This is a genomic window from Kitasatospora sp. HUAS MG31 (assembly GCF_040571325.1).
GTDB classification, from domain to species: domain Bacteria; phylum Actinomycetota; class Actinomycetes; order Streptomycetales; family Streptomycetaceae; genus Kitasatospora; species Kitasatospora camelliae.
The window spans coordinates 509,370-532,762 of the sequence record NZ_CP159872.1 but is presented as its reverse complement, the minus strand read 5'-3'; the positions used below and the strand labels follow the sequence as shown (position 1 = coordinate 532,762).

The window sequence follows — 23,393 nt, the reverse complement described above, 5'->3', positions numbered from 1 at the left end:
CCCTGACGGTTCCCCGACAAGGATGTGGATCGGCGGTGCGCGCTGAGATCGCTCGCCCGTGTCGCGCGGATCCCGGGCGGCACGGGCGAAGTGGCGTGCCGTCAGGTCGGCACCCCCACGTGCCACTCCCACTTCCCCACACCAGAAGGTGGATCCCCGTATGTCCGTCCGTAGGAAATCGGCGTCCGTCCTGGCCGCCACGTCGCTGCTGGCCCTCGGCGGCCTCGGCGCCGCTGCCCCGGCGAGCGCCGCCACACCCGGGGCCACCGCCCCGTCCGCCCCCGCCGTGATCACCACGGACGCCGGTGGCGTCCAGCTGGACGCGTACGACCCGGCGACCGGCCAGGCGGTCCTGGCCGGCGCCGTCAAGCCCGCAGGCAAGGCCTCCTCCGGGGCCCGGGAGCAGGAGGGCGCGCAGCCCGCCACCGGGGTCAAGGTCGGTCAGGTGATCGACAGCCTGCCCTCCGCAACGGCCCCGCAGGGCGCGCTGCTCAAGGTCACGGACGTCAAGCAGGCCGCCGACGGCAAGGTGGCCGTCACCACCAGCCCGGCCACCCTCACCGATCTGCTGGGCGACAGGACGGCCGCCGTCCAGTCCCCGGTGGACGCGAAGAGCATCAAGGTCACCCCCAAGGTCTCCGGGCTCAAGGTCGAGCTCAAGGCCCCCCCTGGCGGCCTCCAGGGCAAGGCCGGGTTCAGCCTCAAGCTGAGCGCCGACACCGACCTCGACCTGCCGGACGGCGGTACGGCCGACTTCGCCGGCGCCATGGAGCTCAACCCGAGCGTCAACTTCGACTACCAGAGCAGCGACTTCAAGCTGAAGAAGGCCGAGGTCGGCTTCGAGCTCGGCGCCGAGGCCGACTGGCACCTCAAGGCCGACCTCAACGTCGACACCGACGTCAAGATCCCGCTGGCCAGCCTCAACGCCTCGCCGGTGGTCTGGGTCGGCCCGCTGCCCGTGGTGGTGAACCTGGACCTCACCCTCTACGCGCACATCTCGGCCGAGGGCACCGTCACCATCGACGCCGAGCAGAGCTACACCGGCAACTGGGGCGTGCACGCCGGCTACACCGAGGCCGGCGGCTGGGGCAAGCGGACCGACCCCGGTACCAGCACCGTCTCCCCGGTCGCGGGCTCGATCTCCGGCGAGGGTGAGGTGCGCACCGGTCTGCTCGCCGAGGGCACCATCGCGCTCTACGACAGCATCGGGGTGAAGGTCGGCGTCGAGCCGTACGTGCGGTCGGTGGTCTCCGGCAGTGTCGTCCTGGACGGCACCGGCGGGGCGCCGGAGGGCGGCGGCACTCTCGAGCTGTACGGCGGCCTGGACGTCGGTGGCGCGCTGATGGCCCGGCTGAAGATCATCGGCGTGACGGTGTTCGAGAAGGACCTCGAGTTCAGCATCTACCACAGGGAGTGGCCGCTGCTGAGTGAGTCCACCGGGGACGAGGGCTTCTCCGACGCCGGGGACGACGACTCCTCCGACATCGGGGGCGACATCTTCCTGGACAGCTGACGCGGCTCCGGCCGCGGGGAACCGACGGCCCGTCGGGCATCCGGAAGGATGCTCCGGCGGGTCGTCTCTCGTCGTCCACACCTCCGGCACTCCTCACCGGTCAGGGGACCACCCGCAGGGACGGCCCCGCGGTGGTCGGCGGTCAGGAAGCGGCGTTGCTCAGGGCGAGGCGGACTCGGCCGTCACCGTCACCTCGGCACCCGCCGGGTCGTGGATGGGTGAATGCAGGGTGACGGCACCGGCGTGCGCGCGGACGCCGATCCGGACGCCGGCGGCCTCGACCGTCCGGTGGCCCTGAACCCACGGCTCGGCGTCGAAGGTGGCCAGGTCGGCCGGGTCAACGGGAGGGGTGTCCAAAGGAGTTCCATCGGCGGGACGCGGGGGAGCGTCAGGCGAGGGTGGTGATGGGGCCGTGACCCGGTGGGTCGCCAGGTGGCCTGCCCGCCGGTTCGGGACGCTGCTTCCGGCGTCGTGTGGTTCCGGGTGTGCCGCGCCGGCCGTGCGGGCGAAGGGAGCGTGGCTGCTCCCGTTCGCCACACGGCCGGCGCGGCGGGCGGTGCGTCAGCCCTACTGTCGATCGAGCTCGTTCTGGCAGGAGGCCGCGGCCTTCGCCAGTTCGCCGGCCGCGTCGGCGCCGGCGGCGATGGCGGCGACGGCGTTGTCGAAGGCGCTGTCGCCGGCGTTCCAGGTGTTGGGGAAGGACCGGCCGTAGCGCCGGCCGAGTTTGACGGTGTTGTCGGCGGCGGCGTTCTTCACGAGTTGCTCGGTGGTGGAGGCCACGCTGGAGCGGGCGGGGACGTGGAAGCCGTAGCTGACGGAGAAGTCCTTCTGGAGGGTGGTCTGCTGCAGCCACAGCCACGCGGCGTACTTCTTGGCCTCCTCCAGGTGGCGGCTCCTGGCGTTGACGAGCTGGTACCAGCCGCCGACGCGGGTGACGGGGACGCCGGAGGTCCCGAACGCGGGCCAGGGGAGGACGCCGTAGTCGTCCTCGAGGTGCTTGTCGATGGCGGGCATCGCCCACAGGCCGCACCACTGCATGGCGGCGGCGCCCTGGATGAAGGCGCCGGGGTCCTGCCAGTCGGTGTCGACGCCCTGCAACAGCGACTTGGATTCCTGCAGGCGGCGGAGGCCGGCGAGGGCCTGGGCGGCCGCGGGGGTGTCGAAGGCGACCCGGTTGCCCCTGGCGAGTTCCTGGCCGGCGGACCAGAGCATGAGGTAGCCGGCGTCGCCGATGCCGTTCTTCCCGACGAACAGGCCCTTCCGTCCGTTGCTCGTCAGCACCTTTGCGGCCTGGACCAGTTCGTCGAAGGTGGTCGGCGGGCTGATCCGGGCCTTGGTGAGAGCGCTCTTGCGGTAGTACAGCAGCATGATGTCGTCGACCATCTTGATGCCGTAGATCCGGTCGTTCACCGTGGCGACGTCGAGCGAGGTGCGGCTGAACTCCACCCGGTAGTCCCGGATGACGTCGTCGAGTGAGGCGACGTGTCCGTCGACGACGAACCGGCGGCGGAAGTCGGCGAACTCGAACAGGTCGGGTGCGCTCGCGGTGCGCAGGGAGGAGGTGAGGTTGGTCTCGTACCCTTCCGCCACCCAGGTGATGTTGACGGCCACGTGCGGGTGGGCCTTGGTGTACTGGGCGGCGTAGCGCTTGACCGCCTCCTTCGTGCCCGCCTCGCCGTAGGCGTGGTACCACTGGTTGAGCGTGATCTTGGTACCGGAGGCGGCCGGTCCGCAGGCCGTGACCGCCACGCCGCTCACGAAGAGCATCGAGGTGGCCGCGAGGAACCTGCGCCGGCTCGCGTCTCGGACGACGTGGCTCATGGGGATGCCTCGTTTCTGGCGCCGGCTGCCGGGCCGAGGTTCGGGGTCACGGGGGTGGTCTGCGCCGCGAGGGAGGGGACGGGTCGCCCGATGCGCGTCCGCCGGTGGCCGAGCGGGGTGCCGAGGGCGCGGTGGGGGGCCATGGTTCTCCTTCGGGACTCGGGTAGCTGGGGAGCGGCGTTCAGTCGGTCCGGCGCAGCCGGATCAGGCGGCTGGCGTGGTCGCCGGCGGGCAGGTCCAGGTCGATGCCCTGCCGGGTGAGGACGGCGCCGCTGTGGGTGGTGCCCCGGTCGAGGTCGAGGTAGCGGGCGGTGGGGTCCAGGGCCGGCAGGGGGAGGGCGGGGGCCGGGTGGCCGAAGCGGGTGGTGGGGCGCCAGGCGAGGAGGGCGTGCTCGGAGCCGTCCTGGGCGGCGTAGTGGACGGCGGTCGTGCCGTCGGGGCCGGTCAGGCGGTGCTGGTGGCCGTGCTGGACCAGCGGCCGGATCTGCTTGTACCGGGCGACCAGGTCGGCGGCCTCGCCGAGGTCCTGGTCCGACCACTCGGTGAGGTTGCCGCCGAGGCCGAGGGCTCCGGCCATGGCGACGTGGAAGCGGAAGCGCAGCGGGGTGGTGCGGCCGGTGGTGACGTTGGGGCTGTCGGTGACCCAGGCGGCCATGGTCTGGGCGGGGAGGAACTGGCTGAAGCCGTGCTGGATGGCGATGCGGTCGACGGGGTCGGTGTTGTCGGAGGTCCAGGCCTGGTCGGTGCGGGCGAGGATGCCGAGGTCGACGCGGCCGCCGCCGCCGGCGCAGGCCTCGATGCGCAGGCCGGGGTGGTCGTTGCGGAGCCGGTCCATGATCCGGTGGACGGCGCGGGTGTGGTCGATCCACAGCCGGTCGGGGTCCGGGTGGCCGGGCCAGCCGGCCTCGGTGACGACCCGGTTGGCGTCCCACTTCAGCCAGTCGACGTCGTTCTCGCGGACCAGCCGGTCCAGGGTCCGGTGCGCCCAGGCCTCGACCTCGGGCCGGGCGAAGTTCAGCATCAGCTGGTTGCGCAGCTCGGTGGCATCCCGGGTCGGGGTGTGGACGACCCAGTCGGGGTGGGCGCGGTACAGGTCGCTGTCGGCGTTGACCATCTCCGGCTCCACCCACAGGCCGAAGGCCATGCCGAGACCGTGGACGTGGTCGGCGAGCGGCTTGAGTCCGTGGGGGAAGGCTTCGGGGCGGGGGGTCCAGTCGCCGAGGCCGGCCCGGTCGCTGGTGCGGGTGCCGAACCAGCCGTCGTCGAGGACGAAGAGTTCGACGCCGAGGCGGGCGGCGAGGTCGGCGAGGCGGAACTGGCCGGGCTGGTCGACGTCGAAGCCGGTGGCTTCCCAGGAGTTGTAGAGCACGGGCCGGTCCCGGTCGGGCTCGGGCAGGACGGTGTCGCGGACGTGGGCGTGCCAGGCCCGGCTGGCGGCGCCGAAGCCGCCGGTGGTGTGGAGGCCGGCGAAGACGGGGGTGTGGAGGGTTTCGCCCGGTTGGAGGGTCCGGCTCAGTCCCTCGTGGCCGAAGCCGCCGGTCCAGGTGGTCCGGCCGACCGGGTCGCGGTGCAGGGTGATGCGCCAGCTGCCGCTCCAGGCCAGCGCGGTGCTCCAGACCTCGCCGTGGTCCTCGGTGGCGGTGCCGTCGTCGAGGGCGAGCCAGGGGCTGGCGTGGTGGCTGGTGAGGCCGCGGCGGCTGGTGAGGGTGGTCTCGGCGACCGGGAGGCGGTCGCGGTACAGCTGGAATTCGCTGTTCCAGCCGCCCACGAGGTGGCTGAGCCGGTAGTCGGGCAGGTGGGGGGCGGTCCAGGAGGCGGAGTCGAGGCGGTCCACGGTGATCGGCCCGTCCTCGGGGCCGCCGGTGTGGGCGAGTTCCGTCCAGCGTTCGATGACGTCGCTGCCGGGCCGGACGCGGTAGCAGAGGTCGACGGCCAGCGGGTAGCGGCGGTCGGTCAGGGTGAGTCGCAGCTCGCCGTCGGTGGCGGTGTGGCCGGTGAAGTGCCACTGGGCGCCGCGGGTGCCGTCGGCGAAGCGGACCTGGAGGCCGGCCGGTCCGAACCGGGCACCGGTCTGCGGGGCGAGCTCGTCCGGGGCGGCGTCGGCCTCGAAGCTGCTGTCCGCGGGCGACGCCGCCCCGGGCAGGTCCGCGAGGTCGCCGGTGTCGAGGACGGGCCCCCAGTACAGGTGGCGGGGACTGCCGTCGGAGCCGATCCGGATCGCGTAGACGCTGTGCGGCGTCCGCAGGACGGCGAGCGAGTGCGCGGGATCGAAGACGACGGGCGAGGGCATGGCTGGCACAGGTGGTCCCGTTGGTGTGGAGCGGCTGCTGGCGGATCGGGCGGGGCGTACTAGGTGTACGGGCGGACGGCGGGCTCCGAGCGGTGGCGCGGAGGTGGCCAGAGCGTAGGACGCGGGTGTTCGCAAAATCAATACTGGACAAAGTTATTTATTTGCGGGTACGTTGCCGCCGTGTTTCCGAACCACGCGGATCCGCTGGTCACCGCACCGGCCGAGACCGCCATCCTCGCCATGCTGCTGGCCGAGAGCCCGCTCAGCAGGGTCGAGTTGGCCCGCCGTACGGGCCTGTCCTCGACCGCGGTGACGAAGGCGGCCAGGCCGCTCATCGACGACGGCTACCTGCACGAACTCCCCCCGGAGCGCACCGCTCCGGGGGCGGGCCGCCCGGCGAACCCGCTGACGGTCACGTCCGGCCGGGAGTTCTTCGCCGGCGTGAAGATCAGCGCCGACACCCTGTACGGTACGGTCTGCGACCTGCGGGCCCGGATGCGCACCACGATCCATCGCCCGCTCGGCGAGCGCGACCCCGACTCCGTCAGCGCGCTGCTGATCGATCTGGTCGCCGAACTCCTTGACACCAGGCCCGAGTTCCGGGAGCGTACCCGCCACCTCGGGATCGCGGTCTCCGGGGACGTGGACCGCGCCGCCGGCCGGGTCCGCTACTCCGTGCTCCCGGGCTGGCGGGACGTCCCGCTCGCGAAGGCGATCGCCGGGGCGACCGGCCTGAACGTCACGGTCGAGAACGACGTCAAGGCCCTGACCGTCACCGAGCACTGGTTCGGTGAGGGCATCGGCACCGAGTACTTCGCGCTGGTCACCATCGGCGCGGGCATCGGTTCCGGACTGGTCGTCAACGGCCGGCTGATCGCCGGCGCGTACGGTGTCGCCGGCGAGATGGGCCACATCGGCATCGACCCGGCAGGGCCGCGCTGCCACTGCGGCCAGACCGGCTGCGTGGAGGCGATCGCCTCCAGTGACGCCATCCTGGCCGCCGTCCGCGGCGCCACCGGCCGGGAGGACCTCGACTTCGACGGCGCCGTCCTGCTCGCCCGCGGCGGCAACCCCGCCGCCCGGGAGGTCTTCGCCCGGGCGGGCCGGGCCATCGGCACCGGCATCGCCACCCTGGTGAGTCTCCTCGGCCCGGAGCGCGTGGTCGTCACCGGAGAGGGTCTCGACACCTACGACCTTTTCGGAGCCCACATCAAGGACGCCTACGAGGCCCACTGCTTCAAGGCGGCCGCGAAATGCCCGCTGACCCTGCGCCCCCTGCCCTGGGAGGAGTGGGCCCGCAGTGCCGCGGTCATCGGCATCCAGGCGCTCTTCCCTTGACGAGGCGCCGCCACCTCGATCCCGCCGGGTTCCCCCGACCCGGTGTCGCCCTCGGCGCGACCGGCTTCCGTCACCGCCTGCCAGCTGAATGTCGGAAGCCGGCCACGCCGGGACACCAATCCGTACCCCACACCCCACCCCGCGAAGGACGAGACATGAGCGCACAGAGAAGCCAGCTTAGCCGCAGAGGATTCCTCGGAGGTTCCCTGCTGTTCGTTGCCGGTGCAGTGGTCGGCTGCAGCACCAGTCCGGGCGGTTCCGGTGACGGGAAGGGTGCGCAGGCCACGTTGAACGTGTGGTCGCACGCCTACGGTGAGGCCGGTACGCAGCAGGCGTTGACCCGGTATGCGGCGGAGTTCACGAAGGCGCACCCTCAGATCGCGGTCAAGGTGACGTGGGTGCCGGGTGACTACGGCAGCAAGCTGAACGCGAGTCTGCTGACCGACGGCGCCCCGGACGTGTTCGAGATCGGGGACTTCAGTCAGGCGCTGGCGCGGCGTGGTCAGCTCGCGCCGCTGGACGACGTGTACGGCGCGGCGAAGGCGGAGTTCAGTCAGGGCAACCTCGACTATGTGACGGTCGACGGGAAGCTGTACGGCGTCAAGATGATCGACGACGTGATGATGCTCTACTACCGCAAGAGCGTTCTGGCGAAGGCGGGGATCACGCCGCCGGCCTCGTTCGACGCGCTGGTCGCGGCGGCGAAGGCGCTGACGAGCAAGAGCGGCAAGGGCCTGTTCGTGGGCAACGACGGGATCGGTGACATGCCGTCGCTGGCGGTTCTGTCGAACGGTGGGCAGTTGGTGGCCGACGGCACGGTGGCCTACGGCTCCCCGCAGGCCGTCGAGGCGGTCACCGCGCTGAAGCGACTGACGGACGACCAGTCGCTGCTGCTCGGGTTCACCACCGACTGGTGGGACCCGTCGGCGCTGGTGCAGGGTGTGGTGCCGATGCAGTGGTGTGGTCTGTGGGCGATGCCCGCGATCAAGACGGCGCAGGGTGACGACTTCGGTGTCCTGCCCTGGCCGGCGTTCAAGGCCGGGGGCAGCCCGGTGGTGCGGGTGGGTGGCTGGACCAGCTGCGTCAACGCCAAGGGCAAGAACGTGGATGCGGCGAAGTCGTTCGTGAAGTGGCTGTGGGTCGAGCAGAGCGCGCTGCAGAAGGACTGGTCGGAGAGCTACGGCTTCCACGTCCCGCCGCGCCGGCCGGTGGTGGAGGCCGCCGACAAGCTCACCCAGGGCCAGGCGAAGGAGACCGTGGAGCTGGCCGCCAAGTACGGCAAGTCCAACCCCAACACCTGGGACAGCGAGATCAGCACCCCGTTCGCCGCCGCGGCGAAGAAGATCCTCACCGGGCAGGGGGACGCGGCGCAGCTCCTCGCGGACGCGGCCAAGCAGGCCCAGACCGCCCTGGACAAGCAGCGATCCTGATGACCGCCCTCTCGGACACTTCCACCCCCCGCTCCGAGCGTGACGGGAGCCCCGCGGCCCGGCCGCGGGGCGGCCCCGCCCCGACCCGGCGCCGCCCCGACCTGCGCGCGTGGGCCGCGTTCGCCCTCCTCGCCGGGCCGATGCTCATCGGCCTCGGGGTGTTCAAGTACGTCGCCATCGGCTGGAGCTTCCTCCTCAGCTTCTGCAACGCCCACGGCACCATCGCCCTCGGCACCTGGGTCGGCCTCGACAACTACCAACAGCTCCTGAACGACGAGACGTTCCGCGGCTCCCTCGGCCAGATCCTGCTGTTCACCGCGTTCATCGTCCCGGTCACCTTCGCCGTCTCCCTCGGCCTCGCCCTGCTGGTCCACCGGGTCCGCCGCGGCCGGGCCGTGCTGCGCACCGCGTTCCTCATCCCCACCGCCGTCTCCTACGTCGCGGCGTCCCTGGTGTGGAAGATGTGCCTGTTCAACGGCCTCCCCGCCGGCATCGCCAACATGATGCGCGGCTGGTTCGGCATGGACGCCGTGCCCTGGATCCAGACCACCGAACCGCCGCTGTACTGGATCGTCCTGATCACCCTCCGGCTGTGGCTCCAGGTCGGCTTCTACATGGTCCTCTTCCTCGCCGGCCTCCAGGCCATCCCCCGGGACGTGTACGAGGCCGCCGCCCTGGACGGCGCCACCGGCTGGCGCAAACTGCGCCGGATCACCCTGCCGATGCTCCGCAACACCTCCGTCGCCGTGCTGATGCTGCAGTTCATCGCCGCGTTCCAGGCCTTCGACGAGTTCTACAACCTCTTCAGCAGCGGCCTGTCCGGCACCGGCACCGCCCCCGTCCAGACCCCCCTCGTCCACCTCTACAACACCGCCATGGGCGCCCAGAACTACGGACTCGGCTCGGCCGGCGCCTTCGTCCTCACCGCCCTCATCGTCACCGTCACCCTCATCCAGGGCCGCTTCACCGGCTTCGGCAAGGGCGAGGAGTGAACCCCATGACCACCCGTACCTCCACCGGCGCCCTGCGCGGGCTGCTGATCGGCCTGCTCACCCTCGCCTTCCTCGCCCCGTTCTACCTGATGCTGCGCAACGCGCTGATGGACACCCGGGGGCTGACCTCACCCGAGTGGACCTGGTGGCCCACCGAGATGCACTGGGAGAACTTCACCGCCCTGTTCTCCGACCCCACCCTCCACATGAGCCAGGCCCTCGGCAACTCCCTGCTGATCGCCGGGATCACCGCCCCGGCCTCCACCCTGCTGGCCTCCGCCGCCGGCTACGCGCTGGCGCGGATCCCGGTGCCGGGTCGGGGGGTGCTGCTGGCGCTGGTGGTCGCGACGCTGATGATCCCCGGCTCGGTGACCTTCGTGCCCACCTTCGTCGTGGTCGGCTCGATGGGCGGGGTGAACACGCTGTGGGGGCTGATCGCACCCGGCCTGTTCAACCCCTTCGCTGTCCTGCTGTTCCGCAACTTCTACCTCCAGTTCCCCGCCGAGATCGAGGAGGCCGGCCGCCTGGACGGCCTGGGCTGGTTCGGCCTGTACCGGCGGATCGCGTTGCCGAGTTCGGGTGCGATGCTCGCCTCGCTCGGGGCGCTGGCCTTCATCGACAGCTGGAACGCGTTCCTGTGGCCGCTGGTGATCGGGCAGGACCCGTCCTCGTGGACGGCCCAGATCGCGCTGTCGACGTTCCTCACCTCCCAGACCATCAACCTGCCCGGCCTGTTCGCCGGCGCGGTCGTGACCATCGCCCCGCTGGTGGCGATGTTCCTGATCGCCCAGCGGTACATCGTCGAGGGCATCGCCACCAGCGGCCTCAAGGGCTGAAACCGCCCCCAGGCCGCCCCTGACCCCGGACCGGTGGTCCCTTGGGCCATCGTGGACCACCGGTCCGGTCCTGCAGCACCTCCTCCATCCCCCACCACGCCTTGGAGGGCAGCACCATGAGATCCACCACGCCCAACCGTTCCCTCAGAGCCGCCGTCGCCCGGGCCCTGCCCGCCGCGCTGGTCGCGGGCGCCCTGCTCGTCAGCGCGGTCCCCGGCTCGGCGGCCTCCGCCGCCCCGGCGCTCGCCGTGACCGGCGCTCCCGTGGCGCTGACCGGCAAGCAGCTGGCCGCGTCCTGGTCCGGTCCGCTCTCGACCCGGGGCCGGTACATCGTCGACGCGAAGGGCAGCCGCTTCAAGCTCAAGGCCGGCAACTGGTCCGGCGCCCAGGGCACCTGGGAGGGCAACGGCAACGAGAGCGACGAGGCCAACCACCAGGCCCACCAGATGTCGAACAACATCCCGCTCGGCCTGGACCGCGTCCCGATCAAGCAGATCCTCGCGGACTTCCACGCGCTCGGCCTCAACGCCATCCGGCTGCCCTACGCCGACGCGATGATCAACGACGGCAACCCGGTGCCGAACTACGCCGTCGAGGCCAACCCGCAGCTGCAGGACAAGACCCCGCTCGAGGTGTACGACGCGGTCGTCAAGGCGCTCACCGACGACGGCTTCGCCGTCATCCTCAACAACCACACCACCACCTACCGCTGGTGCTGCGGCCTGGACGGCAACGAGCGCTGGAACACCAGCCAGACCACCCAGGAGTGGATCGACAACTGGCTGTTCATGGTGGACCGCTACAAGAACAACAAGCGGGTGGTCGGCGCCGACCTGCGCAACGAGGTCCGCCGCAACTGGGACGACAACCCCAACTGGGGCTGGGGCAACGAGCACGACCTGTACGAGGCCTTCCAGAAGGCCGGCAACGCCATCCTCGAAGCCGACCCGGACATGCTCATCATCATGGAGGGCATCAACTGGATCGGCATCCCGCAGGGCATGTTCAACCACGAACGGCCGACGCTCACCCCGGTCCGCAACCTCTCCAACACCCTGATCAACTCCGGCAAGCTGGTCTACTCCGCGCACTTCTACGGCTTCACCGGCCCCAACCACACCGGTTCGGGCGGCGGTTGGCAGCAGGGCGAGACCAACGACCCGCGCTACCGCGACCTCAGCCCCGAAGACCTGATCAAGGTCGTCAACGACCAGGCCCTGTTCGTCACCCAGTCCGGCCAGCACTTCACCGCCCCGGTGTGGGTCAGCGAGTTCGGCACCGGCGGACGCGGCCAGACCGACCAGAAGGAGAAGGACTGGTTCAACCGCTTCACCGACATCCTGGTGGACAACGACACCGACTTCGCCATCTGGCCGCTGACCGGCTGGACCACCAACGGCAAGATCAACGACAACTGGGCGATGATCTCCTACGACGACAACGGCAAGCGGCAGAGTGTCCTCGACTCCGGCGACTGGCGCACCCCCGCCTGGAACAAGCTCGTCAACGCGACCGGCAAGACCGGAAAGGTCGCCCAGGTCAACCACTGGAACATGCTCAACCTCGACTACGGCGACCAGATGTTCTCCCTCGACCTGGGCAGGACCACGGACTGGAGCTACGGCAACCGCAAGGGCGTCTGCCCCGACGGCCAGCACGTCGTCGCCCTCGCCCGCAGCAACAACCGCGGCCTGTGCACCGACGCCAACCAGCCCCCCACTGTCTCCGGCGACCCGATCACCGTCCACGACGAGCACACCGTCACGAGCGACTGGGCGAGCGGCTACAACAAGCTCGAGTGCCCCGAGGACACCTTCGCCATCGGCTACAGCGTCAGCGGCAACGCGATGGTCGCCCTGCTCTGCAGGCCCTCCACCCGCTCCCTGTCCACCGAGAACCGGCTGATCTGGTTCGACCACGGCGACAACAAGCCCTCCAGCGGCGGCTCCACCGCCAGCGACTGGGCCCCCGGCGCCTACAAGGGCCAGTGCAGGGACGACGAGTACCTCGCCGGTGTCGCCTTCACCTGGAGGTGGAGCCACGGCGGAGCCCCCGACGCCCTCCTCTGCCGCCCGCTCGACTGACCCGACCCGACCGCACCTCCCCTCTTAGGAGCACCGCAGCCATGCCTCGACTGGAGATCGCCGCAGACGGATTCCGTCTCGACGACCGACCGTTCCGCATCATCTCCGGCGGACTGCACTACTTCCGCGTCCACCCGGAGCAGTGGGCCGACCGGCTCCACAAGGCACGCCTGCTGGGACTCAACACGGTCGAGACCTACGTCCCCTGGAACCTCCACGCCCCCCGGCCCGGTGAATTCCGGCTGGACGGAGGTCTCGACCTTCCCCGCTTCCTCGACCTCGCCGCGGCCGAGGGCCTGCACGTCCTGCTGCGCCCCGGCCCGTACATCTGCGCCGAATGGGAGGGCGGCGGCCTGCCCTCCTGGCTGCTCGCCGAGGACGGCATCGAACTGCGCAGCCGCGACCCCCGCTTCCTCGGCGCCGTCGACGACTACCTCGCCGACCTCCTCCCGCCGCTCAAGCCCTACCTGGCCACCAGCGGCGGCCCGATCATCGCCGTCCAGCTGGAGAACGAATACGGCGCCTACGGCGAGGACAGCGGCTACCTGACCGAACTCGCCGACCTGCTGCACGCCCACGGCGTCGACGTCCCCCTGTTCACCTGCGACCAGCCATCCGACCTGGGCCGCGGCGGCCTCGACGGCGTCCTGCGCACCGCCAACTTCGGCAGCCGGGTGGACGCCGGGCTCGCCGAACTCCGCAAGCACCAGCCGACCGGGCCGCTGATGTGCTCCGAGTTCTGGATCGGCTGGTTCGACCGCTGGGGCGGCACCCACGTCACCCGCAGCCCCGCCGACGCGGCCGCCGACCTCGACCGGCTGCTCGCCGCCGGAGCCTCCGTCAACATCTACATGTTCCACGGCGGCACCAACTTCGGCTTCACCAACGGCGCCAACGACAAGGGCACCTACCGGCCCACCGTCACCTCCTACGACTACGACTCCCTGCTCGACGAGGCCGGCGACCCCACCCCCAAGTACGCGGCATTCCGCGAGGTCATCGCCCGGTACGCGCCCGTCCCCGACGAGCCGGTCCCCGCGCCCGCGCCCAAGCTGGCCCCGGCCACCGCCGAACTCACCACCTTCGCGCCCCTCCTGGACCAGGCACAGCGCCTCGGCCCGGCCGTGCTCGCCGACCGCCCGCTGTCCATGGAACAGCTCGGCCAGGTCTTCGGGTTCGTCCTCTACGACACCACCCTCCCGGACTCCGGCCCGACCCTCCTGCGGGTGGCCGAGGTCCGGGACCGGGCCCAGGTCTTCGTCGACGGACAGCCGGTCGGTGTCCTGGAACGGGAGAACCACGAGCACACCCTCGCCTTCTACACCCCCCGGTCCGGCGCGCACCTGGCCGTCCTCGTGGAGAACCAGGGACGGGTCAACTACGGGCAGGCCGTGCACGACCGCAAGGGACTGCTCGGCGAGGTCACGGTCAACGGCACCACCCTCGGCGACTGGTCCAGCCGCCCGCTGCCCCTGGACGACCCGGGTGCGCTGCCCTACGTCCCGTTCGATCCCGACGCGCCCCCGGTCGGCCCGGCCCTCCACCGCGGACACCTGGACGTCGAGCAGCCGGCCGACGGCTACCTCGCCCTGGACGGCTGGACCAAGGGCAACGTCTGGATCAACGGCTTCCCCCTCGGCCGCTACTGGTCCCGGGGCCCGCAGACCACCCTCTACGTCCCCGCGCCCGTCCTGCGTCCGGGCCGCAACGAGATCACGGTCCTCGAACTGCACGCCACCGGCACCCGCACGGTCGAACTGCGCGACCGGCCGGACCTGGGCCCCCTCGACGACTGATCCCGGTGGCGCCGGACGACACCGACCGTCCGGCGCCTCCCACGATCCCCGCCTCGACCTGCCCGCGAACCGCACTCTGCGGTGGGCGACCTGACGACTCCCGTCCTCGCACGAGTCCGGGAGGTCCGACCGGGATCGAGAACCACCCCCGAACCCCTACGGAGTAACCCGTGCACAGCAAGCGCCGCCTCATCGAGCAGCGACTCGACCGGGTCCTGAACGAGCGGATCCGGCCCGCCGTCCACGCCCGCACCGTCCCGCTCCGGGTCGAGATCTGGGACGTGCCCGGTGAACCGGTCACGGTCCCGGAGGCGCTGGCCGCGCCCTACCGGCCGATCACGGTCGGCCACCGCTGGGGACCGGTCTGGTCCACCAGCTGGTTCAGGATCACCGGCCGCGTCCCCGAGGAGTGGGCCGGGCAGCGGGTCGAGGCCGTCCTCGACATCGGCTTCAACAAGACCGGCCCCGGATTCTCCGCCGAGGGCCTGGTCCACCGCGCCGACGGCACCGTGATCAAGGCCCTCAACCCGCGCAACGCCTGGGTGCCGGTCGGCGACCCCGCCGCCGGCGGTGAGGAGTTCACCTACTACATCGAGGCCGCCAGCAACCCGGTCCTGTGCGACGACCACCTGCCGACCGTTCTGGGCGACCGCCCCGGCTGGCTGGACGGCGGCACCCCCGCCCCCGACCCGCTCTACCGGGTGCTCCGGGCGGACCTCGCGGTCTTCGACCGGCAGGTCTGGGAACTCGTCCAGGACCTGGACGTCCTCGGCGGGCTGATGCTCGCCCTGCCGGAGCAGGATCCGCGGCGCTGGCAGCTCCTCCAGGTGGTCGAGCAGGCCCTGGACGCCGTCGACCTCCAGGACATCACCGGCACCGCGGCGGCCGCCCGCGAGGTCCTGCGGCCCGCGCTGTCCTCGCCCGCCGCACCCAGCGCCCACCGCGTCTCCGCGGTCGGCCACGCCCACATCGACACCGCCTGGCTGTGGCCGCTGCGCGAGACCGTCCGCAAGGTCTCCCGCACGGTCTCCAACGTCCTCCAGCTGATGGACGACCACCCGGAGTTCCGCTTCGCCATGTCCCAGGCCCAGCAACTGGCCTGGCTCAAGGAACACCGACCCGAGATCTACGCCCGGGTCCAGGAGAAGGTCGCGGCCGGACAGTTCCTCCCCGTGGGCAGCCTCTGGGTCGAACCCGACACCAACATCACCGGCGGTGAGGCCCTCGCCCGGCAGCTGACCCACGCCAAGCGCTTCTACCTGGACGAGTTCGGCGTCGAGACCGAGGAGATGTGGCTGCCGGACACCTTCGGCTACAACGCCGCCATGCCCCAGTTGATGAAGCTCGCCGGGGTGCGCTGGTTCCTCACCCAGAAGATCTCCTGGAACACCACCAACAAGTTCCCCCACCACACCTTCTGGTGGGAGGGCATCGACGGCACCCGCGTCTTCAGCCACTTCCCCCCGGTGGACACCTACAACGCCGAGGTCACCGGCGCCGAACTCGCCCACGCCGTCGCCAACTTCCAGGACAAGGGCGTGGCCAACAGCTCGCTGCTGCCCTTCGGCTACGGTGACGGCGGCGGCGGCCCCAACCGCGAGATGCTGGGCCGCGCCGAGCGCCTCGCCGACCTGGAAGGCTCCGCCCGGCTCGCCATCGAGACACCCGCCGACTTCTTCCGGCGCGCGCACGCCGAGTACCCCGACGCGCCGGTGTGGGTCGGCGAGCTGTACCTGGAGTTCCACCGGGGCACCCTCACCAGCCAGCTGCCCACCAAGCAGGGCAACCGGCGCAGCGAGCACCTGCTCCGCGAGGCCGAGCTGTGGTGCGCGGCCGCCGCCGTCCGGGTCGGCCACCCCTACCCGTACGAGGCGCTGGACCGGCTGTGGAAGACGGTCCTGCTGCACCAGTTCCACGACATCCTGCCCGGCTCCTCCATCGCCTGGGTGCACCGCGAGGCCGAGCAGACGTACGCCGCCGTCCTCGCCGAGCTCGGCGCGATCGTCGACGCCGCGCAGCGGGCCCTGGCCGGCAGCGGTGAGCAGTCCGTCGTCTTCAACGCCTCGCCGTACACCCGCGACGGCGTCCCCGCCCTCGGTGCCGCACTCCGGGCTGACACGCCGTCCGGCCCGGTCGCCCCGGTGCCGTGCGAGGACGGCTTCGTCCTGAACAACGGCCTGGTCCGGGTCCGGATCGACGGCCGCGGCCTGCTGACCTCCGCCCTCGACCTCGCGGCCGGCCGCGAGGCCCTGCCGCCCGGCGCCGCCGCCAACCTCCTCCAGCTCCACCAGGACTTCCCCAACGAGTACGACGCCTGGGACATCGACGAGTTCTACCGCAACACCGTCCACGACCTGGTGGACGCCGAGTCCGTCACCGCCGAGGACGGCGGCGTCCGCATCGTCCGGACCTTCGGCGACTCGCGGATCGAACAGGTGGTCTCGCTCGCCGAGGGCGCCCGCCGCCTGGACGTCGACACCGAGATCGACTGGCAGGAGACGGAGAAGCTCCTCAAGGCCGCCTTCCCGCTCGACGTCCGGGCCGATCACTCCAGCGCGGAGATCCCGTTCGGGCACGTGCAGCGCCCCACCCACACCAACACCAGCTGGGACGCGGCCAAGTTCGAGGTCTGCGCCCACCGCTTCCTGCACGTCGGCGAGCGCGGCTGGGGCGCCGCCCTGGTCAACGACTCCACCTACGGGCACGAGGTCACCCGCGACGTCCGCCCCGACGGCGGCACCACCACCACCGTCCGCCTCACCCTGCTGCGCGCACCCCGCTTCCCCGACCCCGACGCCGACCGGGGAAGGCACCGCCTGCGGTACGGCTTCGTCGTCGGCGCCGACATCGCCGACGCCGTGCGGGAGGGCTACGGTCTCAACCTCCCCGAACGTGTCGTCCCCGGCTCCGCCGAGGTCGCACCGCTGGTCACGGCCGACGCAGACGCCGTCGTCATCGAGACCGTCAAGCTCGCCGACGATCGGTCCGGGGACGTCGTCGTCCGCCTCTACGAGGCTCACGGCGGGCGCGCCGAGGCGATCCTGACCTGCGGATTCCCCCTGGATTCGGTCACCGTGACCGACCTGCTGGAACGCGAACTCGACGCCGGCCAGGACCCGGCGGCGCGCACGGGCGCCGGAGAGGTGTCCCTGACGCTGCGCCCGTTCCAGATCCTCACCCTCCGGCTGCGCCCCCGTCCGCACCGGTAACCCCCGGACCGCCGGCCCTTGACCCCCACCAAGGCCGGCACCCCGCCGCCCCCGCCCCGGACCCCCCAACACCCGGGACGGGGGCGGCACCCCGTGCCCCGCCCTCCCCGGCACGGCGATCCGTCGGGGGAGCGCGGCGCGCTCAGCGAGGGGCCCGGGCGGGCCGGGCGCCCTCGCGCATCCGGCGGAGGCGGGCCGGCCCGCCGGGGGCGGGGAGCATGAGGATGCGGCCGCAGCCGGCGGCGGTCAGCACGCGGACCGCGAGCCGCACGCGGGCCTCGCCACCTGAGAACACCCAGGGCCCGGGGATCAGCAGCAGGCGGTGGGAGCCGCCCATCACCGCGTGGACGAGCGCCTCGAACGCGGGCGGGCAGCGCGTGGCGTCCGCGCCCGGGCTGGTGTGGTCCTCGTAGAAAACCGGGGCGGGGACGCCGAGGCGGGCGGCGAAGCGCCGCAGGGCCTCGCGCTGGCCGTGCCGGGCCGCCTCCTCGGGTCGGAGCCACCGCAGGTAGGCGGCGGGCGGCAGGGAAGCGGGTGCATAGGGTGTGGTCGCCATGGGTCGGCCCTCGTCAGGCAGTCAGCGGGCGGACGGCCAGGCAGGCGACGACGCGGGTGCCGAGCGGGGAGAGGAAGGCGTGCCACCAGGTGGTGGAGCGCCCGACCAGGTCCAGGCCGCGCCCGCCGGTGACGTCGTCCTCGGCGATGCGGCGGGCGGACCGACGGCTCCGCCACGTCCCCGAGTCCTTGACCTCGACGGTCAGGACCGCTCCGTCGAACTCGATCGCGACGAGGACGTCAGGGCTGTCGCTGTGCAGCACCGCGTTGGTGACCAGCTCGGTGACCACCAGGGCCAGCCGGTCGACGGCCTCGTCGGGGATCTCCCACCGCCGGGCCGTGTCACAGGCGAAGCGTCGCAGAGCCGGGACCGCGGACGGTGACGCCGGAGCGTCGCGGAGCGTGACCGCCTGCGGACGGCGATGGGGTGGCAGGGCCGGAGGCCGGTCGTGGTCGGCGTCTGCGAGGCGAAGTGAGGAAATGGCCATGTCAGCTCCCGGAACGGCCCCCCGCCGGTGGTGCATGTACGAGGTAATGACGACGATGCCGCCGCCGCATGTAGGGGGACAATCAGGGTCGGCTGGAGTACGTATACGTAACCGTGGGCGGGCGCCGGCGATCGGAACTACGGAGCGTGCCGTGGGGACGCGCAGCCCGCTGCACGAGCCGCCGGGTCTCGTAACCCCTCCCGGATGACGGGTCGTTGACGATCGACCACGGAGCCGATCCGGGCGACTACCGAGCGAGAAAGTTGCTCACGATACCTAGCGGTAACACAGCGACAGGATGCAACATTTACCCACGCGGTCTGACTTTTTCCGTCAGGCCCGGACGGCCGGACCTGCTGCCCATCTCGCCGCGGCCGTCCCCTTTTCCTCACAGTCGTTCGGCTGCGCGATTCCCCAGCCGTTCGGCTGCGCCCTGCCGCCCCACCATTCCGGCCGGGCCCTTCCCCCACCCCTCCCGTGCCTCGCAGCCGTACGCCGCGAGGCCGAGCCCAGGAGCCGTCATGCACCGAAGCAGCGACCCGGCCGTGTCCGGCCGCCGCGTGCGCCGTACCGCAGCCGCCCTCGCCCTCACGTTCGCCACCGCCGGCGTGCTCGTCCCGGCAGCCCCCGCCCACGCAGCCGAGGACGAGACCCCGATCGCCGTCTCGCTCGGGGACAGCTTCATCTCCGGTGAGGCGGGCCGCTGGAAGGGCAACAGTGACACCTTCACCGGCAGCCGGGACGGCACCGACCGTGCGTACACCGGCGGCAGCTACGACGCCACCACGATCTACGGCGGCAGCTACGCCAACGGCTGTGACCGCTCCGACTCCGCCGAGGTGATCAGCGCCTTCGGCGCCGAGGAGGCCGTGAACCTCGCCTGCTCCGGCGCGAAGACCGAGAACATCCTCCGGGAGAGCAGCGGCGGCGAGTACTTCAAGGGCGAGCGGCCGCAGGCCGACCAGCTCGCCGACCTCGCCGCGAGGCGCAGGATCGACCTGGTCGTCCTCTCCGTGGGCGGCAACGACCTGGGCTTCCAGGACGTGATCGCCGCGTGCGTCAAGAGCTACCAGGTCTGGTCCTCCTGCCGGTCCGCCCAGCAGAAGTCGATCGACTCCAAGATGGGCGCCGCCATCGCGGGCGTAGGAAACGCCCTGGACGAGATCCGCGCCGTGATGGACGACGCCGGCTACGACCGCTCCGACTACCGGATCGTCCTGCAGTCGTACCCGTCCCCGATTCCGCGCGCCTCCGAGAACCGCTACCCGTCCAGCGGCTGGAGCCGCACCACCAGCGGCGGCTGCCCGATCGGCGACGGCGACTCGAACTGGGTCCGCGACAGCCTGGTCCCGGCTATGTCCGAGAGGCTCGCCGAGGTCGCCGCCGACCGCGAGGTCCAGTTCCTCGACCTCCAGGACCTGTTCCAGGGCCACGAGGTCTGCTCCTCCGCCTCCCGGCTGGCCACCAGCAGCAACGCCCCGTCCGCGAGCACCAGCGAGTGGGCCCGATTCCTCACCACGGGAATGAGCCAGGGGATCCTCCGGGAATCCGTCCACCCCAACTACTACGGGCAGTTGGCCCTCGGCCGGTGTCTCGCCCTGATCAAGGACGAGCCCGCCGACGAGAGCTTCAGCTGCCACAACACCGCGAACCAGGGCACCTCCGGCGTGCACCTCGCCCCGCGGTACTGACCCCCGGTCGGGCGGCCACGGCCACGGCGGCGTCCCCTCACGGGCGCCGCCACGGTCCCGGGACGGCCGTCGCTTCGTCCTCCGCGGTACACGTAACCGTGCGCCCGGGCCGCGGGTCAGCCGCCGTCCTCCAGGTCGCGCAGCGCCCCGCCCACCGCGCCGCGCCGGGTGCCGAGCTTCCTCAGGACCCGCGCCACGTGCTGCTCCACCGTCCGGGGTGAGAGGAACAGCGCCGTGGCGATCTCCTGGTTGGTCGCCCCCCGCGCCAGGTACTCGGCCACCTCCCGCTCGCGTGGCGAGAGCCGGTCCCCGTACCCTCGGCGGCCGGGGGGAGCCGGTCGGTCCGTCCCGAGTCCGCTCAGCCGGTGCCGGCAGCGGACGACGTCGGCCGACGCCCCGAGCCGGGTGTACGTCTCCAGCGCATCGAGCAGGTGCCGCGGCTCCGCGCCGGGCCGCAGCGCCGCCTCGATCCGCCCCAGCCGCTCGTCGGCTCGGGCCGTCTCGTACGGGCGGCCGATCTCCTGCCACCCCTGACGGGCCCGGGTGAAGTGCCGAACCGCCTCCTCGGGCGCGGCGTCGCGCAGCAGCAGGCCGCGGGCCAGGTGGAGTTCGGCGTCCCCGGCCGGGGTCTCCCGGCCGCTCAGCCCGTGCTCCGCCTCGTCCGCGAGCCGCTCGGCGCCGCTGCGGTCCCCGACGGCCAGCGCCGCCTCGACCGCCGCCGGCAGCAGACCGGCGCTCCTCGGCCACGCCTCGGTCTCGCGCAGCAGGGCTACCGCCGGCCCGGCGGTGGCCGCGGCCTCCTCCGCCCGGCCGGCGGCGAGCCACAGGCCGACCAGCCCGGCCGCCGACCGGAAGGCCACGCTCACCTCGGAGTGCCTCTCGCCGTACGCCGCCGCCGCGCGGAAGTGCTCGAACGCCTGGCTGCTGCGCCCCTGGGCGGCGGCCAGCCCGCCGAGGAGCAGGGCGCGCTCCACCCCGACCAGGTCGAGGTCGGGGTACTCCTCGGCGAGCGCGGCGAGACGTCCCTCCAGGCCGTCCCAGTGGCCGCCCAGGTAGTCCAGGCCGAGCAGGACGGAGCGCCCGTACACCTCCAGGTACGGGATGCCGGACCTGTCGGCGCGTTCCTGGTTCCCGGCCAGCAGCCGCCGGGCCCGGGTGTCCTGGCCGAGTTCGGCGGTATACGCCCCGGCGTTGTGCACGGCCCGGGCGATCTGCTGGACCACAGCCTGGTCCTCGGACTCCCAGGGCAACTGCTCCAGCAGCTCCCAGACCGCGGGGTCGCCCTCCTTGGCCATCAGGGTGATCCGGGTCGCGCGAACGGCGGCCCGGATGCCGTCGTCCGGGCTGTCGCGGACCGCGGCCTCGGCCCGTGTCATCCACTTCTCGGACTGCTCGACCGCGCCGTCCCACTCGTTCATGGCCAGGGCGATCATGGCCCGGGCCGCCCGCTCCGGGCGGGACGCCAACTCGTCGGCGGCCTGCTCGATCTCCCGGAATCCCGCCCGGTCCCCGGCGTGGGTGACCAGGAGCAGGCCGAGGCCGAGCCGGATCTCGCCCCGGGTGGCCTCGGGCAGCCGCTGCTCCGACAGGATGCGGCGCAGCATCGCGGCGTTCGCGGTGTAGTCGGAGCCCAGGGCCGCGATCCGGGCCAGCGCGAGGGCCGCCCGCGAGCGGAGCTCGTCCAGGTGCGGCTCGGCGAGGATCTGCCGCAGCAGGGTGGCCGCGGTGCCGGTGTCGCCGACGGCGACGGCCTGGTCGGCGGCCGCCTCGGCGGCGCGCAGCCACGCCTGCCGGTCGCCGAGGGCGAGCGTGTGGTGGGCGACCTGCACCAGCGGGACCGGGTGCCCGGCCCGCAGCTCATCGATCGCCCGCTGGTGCAGCCGCCTGCGCCGCGGCCCGGGGACGTTCCGGTAGGCGACCTGCTGGGCCAGCACGTGCCGGAAGGCGTACCGGCCCTCGTCCGTCTCCCGCAGGACAGAGGCGGCCACCGCCTCGATGATCCCCTCGGCGCCCTCGTCCGGGTCCAGCCCGGCCACCGCCGCGAGCAGCGCCTCCGGAACCGGGACGGCGAGCACGGCGGCCGCGTCCACCACGGCCACGCCGGCCGGGGACAGCGTCACCAGCCGCTCGGTGACCGCCTCGCGCAGGCCGGCCGGCGCGTCCGCCCGGTGCAGCCGCTCCTCCGCGCCCTGGTAGCCGCGCTGCCTGCCCTGCTCCCGCAGCGTGATCAGGTCCTCCTCCACCACCAACGGCAGCCCCTCGCTGCGCTGGTAGAGGGCCCGGCCGAGGGCCCGGGTCGCGTGGTGGCCGAGAGTGGCGGTGGCCAGATCCCGGATGTCCTCCTCGCCGAGGGCGCCGAGCCGGAGGGTGGTCCCGCTGACCCCCGGCGGGTGGCGGTACGCGGAGCCGAGCACCGGGATCCCGGGAGCGAGGTCCTCCGCCCGGTAGGTGAGGACCAGGGCGAGCTTCTCGGGCAGATCCCGGGCGAGCATCAGGAGCAGGTCACGGGTGGCCTCGTCGACCCAGTGGAGATCCTCCACCACCAGCACGGCGGGCCCGAGCACGGCGAGGAAGGACCGGACGGCCTGGACCAGCCGCTGGCGTTCGAGGTGGGGGTCCCGAGCCGGCTCGGGGGGCGGTGGCAAGCGGCCGGCCAGGTCGGGCAGCAGCGGGGCGAGCGCGCCGGTCGTGGGCGGGACGCCCGCCGTGGGCAGCCGGTCGCCGGCTTTGCGCAGCGCGTCCACCACGGGGCCGTACGGGAGCGGCTCGCGCAGCGGATGGCAGAAGCCGATGAGGACCGGGCCGCCCTCCCCGGACAGCACGTGGGCCGCCTCGCGCACCAGACGGGATTTGCCGATCCCGGCCTCGCCCTCGACCAGGACGACCGCCGGCGGGTGCCGGACCGCGGCCAGCAGCAGGTCGAGATCCCGCTGCCGCCCCACGAACGGGAGATCCCCGCCCGGAGAGGGCGGGCCCTGCTCGACGACCTTCGCCACGACAGTGAGCCTCCTGCCCGTGCGCCGGGCTGCTCCGGTCCTCTCCCGGCCGCCGGTGCAGGCCGGCGTGATCCGAAGCTGTGGAGTCGATGATACGACCTCCTTGATCAGGAGACACGCGGACGACGTGGACCTCGTCGCCGACGTACCGGAGTCCACCCGACCCGGCTGGGAGGTACCCGCTCGTCCGGCGGCGCGGAGTCGAAGCGCAGGTCCTCCGCCTGTCCTGGGCCCGCCTCTTGGTGTGAGTTTCTCCCCGCCCGCCGCCCCGACGATCGGCAGTTCCTGTTCCGGTTGAGTTCATCTGATGCTCGACAGGCGTCCTGAAACCCGTGGGGAACCACGAGTTGACTA

General features: G+C 72.2%; 15 protein-coding genes. 9 read left to right on the top strand and 6 right to left on the bottom strand.

Features of this window, described 5'->3' with window-relative positions; genetic code table 11:
* Positions 1–160: 160 nt before the first annotated feature.
* Complete coding sequence (locus ABWK59_RS02545; RefSeq protein ID WP_354637611.1) at positions 161–1,513, top strand: hypothetical protein; 1,353 nt, start codon at positions 161–163, stop codon at positions 1,511–1,513.
* A gap of 159 nt (positions 1,514–1,672) precedes the next feature.
* Here ABWK59_RS02545 and ABWK59_RS02540 read toward each other — a convergent pair whose 3' ends face one another.
* From ABWK59_RS02540 to ABWK59_RS02530, 3 genes are all read right to left on the bottom strand, one after another.
* Entirely contained in the window at positions 1,673–1,870 is a 198-nt protein-coding gene (locus ABWK59_RS02540; RefSeq protein WP_354637610.1) for a hypothetical protein, read from the bottom strand.
* 210 nt (positions 1,871–2,080) lie between these two features.
* On the bottom strand, positions 2,081–3,334 hold the full coding sequence (locus tag ABWK59_RS02535) for an ABC transporter substrate-binding protein (RefSeq protein WP_354637609.1): 1,254 nt from the start codon (positions 3,332–3,334) through the stop codon (positions 2,081–2,083).
* 181 nt (positions 3,335–3,515) lie between these two features.
* A complete protein-coding gene (locus ABWK59_RS02530) occupies positions 3,516–5,624 on the bottom strand; it encodes an alpha-galactosidase (protein ID WP_354637608.1) in 2,109 nt (702 codons plus the stop codon).
* Positions 5,625–5,804: 180 nt separating this feature from the next.
* On the opposite strand from ABWK59_RS02530, the gene ABWK59_RS02525 reads away from it, so the two are divergent.
* The 7 genes from ABWK59_RS02525 to ABWK59_RS02495 all read left to right on the top strand — a co-directional run bounded on the left by ABWK59_RS02525 (position 5,805) and on the right by ABWK59_RS02495 (position 17,309).
* Complete coding sequence (locus ABWK59_RS02525) at positions 5,805–6,962, top strand: ROK family transcriptional regulator (protein ID WP_354637607.1); 1,158 nt, start codon at positions 5,805–5,807, stop codon at positions 6,960–6,962.
* Between the two features lie 335 nt (positions 6,963–7,297).
* On the top strand, positions 7,298–8,392 hold the full coding sequence (locus ABWK59_RS02520; RefSeq protein ID WP_354637606.1) for an ABC transporter substrate-binding protein: 1,095 nt from the start codon (positions 7,298–7,300) through the stop codon (positions 8,390–8,392).
* A complete protein-coding gene (locus tag ABWK59_RS02515) occupies positions 8,392–9,384 on the top strand; it encodes a carbohydrate ABC transporter permease (RefSeq protein ID WP_354637605.1) in 993 nt (330 codons plus the stop codon). Before ABWK59_RS02520 ends, ABWK59_RS02515 begins: the two co-directional genes overlap by 1 nt.
* Before the next feature lie 5 nt (positions 9,385–9,389).
* Complete coding sequence (locus ABWK59_RS02510) at positions 9,390–10,220, top strand: carbohydrate ABC transporter permease (protein WP_354637604.1); 831 nt, start codon at positions 9,390–9,392, stop codon at positions 10,218–10,220.
* A 116-nt stretch (positions 10,221–10,336) separates the two neighbouring features.
* The gene (locus ABWK59_RS02505) at positions 10,337–12,304 is read left to right on the top strand and encodes a glycoside hydrolase family 5 protein (protein WP_354637603.1); all 1,968 of its coding nucleotides are present in this window, start codon (positions 10,337–10,339) and stop codon (positions 12,302–12,304) included.
* A gap of 41 nt (positions 12,305–12,345) precedes the next feature.
* Positions 12,346–14,100 (top strand): glycoside hydrolase family 35 protein, encoded by a 1,755-nt coding sequence (locus ABWK59_RS02500; RefSeq protein WP_354637601.1) that lies wholly within the window; start codon positions 12,346–12,348, stop codon positions 14,098–14,100.
* Positions 14,101–14,270: 170 nt separating this feature from the next.
* Positions 14,271–17,309: an alpha-mannosidase gene (locus ABWK59_RS02495; RefSeq protein WP_354637600.1), complete on the top strand. Its 3,039-nt coding sequence runs from the start codon at positions 14,271–14,273 to the stop codon at positions 17,307–17,309.
* A gap of 142 nt (positions 17,310–17,451) precedes the next feature.
* Here the strand turns inward: ABWK59_RS02495 and ABWK59_RS02490 are convergent, their stop codons facing one another.
* Positions 17,452–17,865 (bottom strand): recombinase family protein, encoded by a 414-nt coding sequence (locus ABWK59_RS02490; protein WP_354637599.1) that lies wholly within the window; start codon positions 17,863–17,865, stop codon positions 17,452–17,454.
* Positions 17,866–17,878: 13 nt separating this feature from the next.
* A complete protein-coding gene (locus ABWK59_RS02485; RefSeq protein WP_354637598.1) occupies positions 17,879–18,352 on the bottom strand; it encodes an ATP-binding protein in 474 nt (157 codons plus the stop codon).
* Positions 18,353–18,873: 521 nt separating this feature from the next.
* On the opposite strand from ABWK59_RS02485, the gene ABWK59_RS02480 reads away from it, so the two are divergent.
* Positions 18,874–20,043 carry a GDSL-type esterase/lipase family protein gene (locus ABWK59_RS02480; protein ID WP_354637597.1) on the top strand — a complete coding sequence of 390 codons (1,170 nt, stop codon included), beginning with the start codon at positions 18,874–18,876 and terminating at the stop codon, positions 20,041–20,043.
* A 116-nt stretch (positions 20,044–20,159) separates the two neighbouring features.
* On the opposite strand, the gene ABWK59_RS02475 is transcribed toward ABWK59_RS02480, so the two are convergent.
* On the bottom strand, positions 20,160–23,039 hold the full coding sequence (locus ABWK59_RS02475) for an ATP-binding protein (protein WP_354637595.1): 2,880 nt from the start codon (positions 23,037–23,039) through the stop codon (positions 20,160–20,162).
* Between the last annotated feature and the right edge of the window lie 354 nt (positions 23,040–23,393).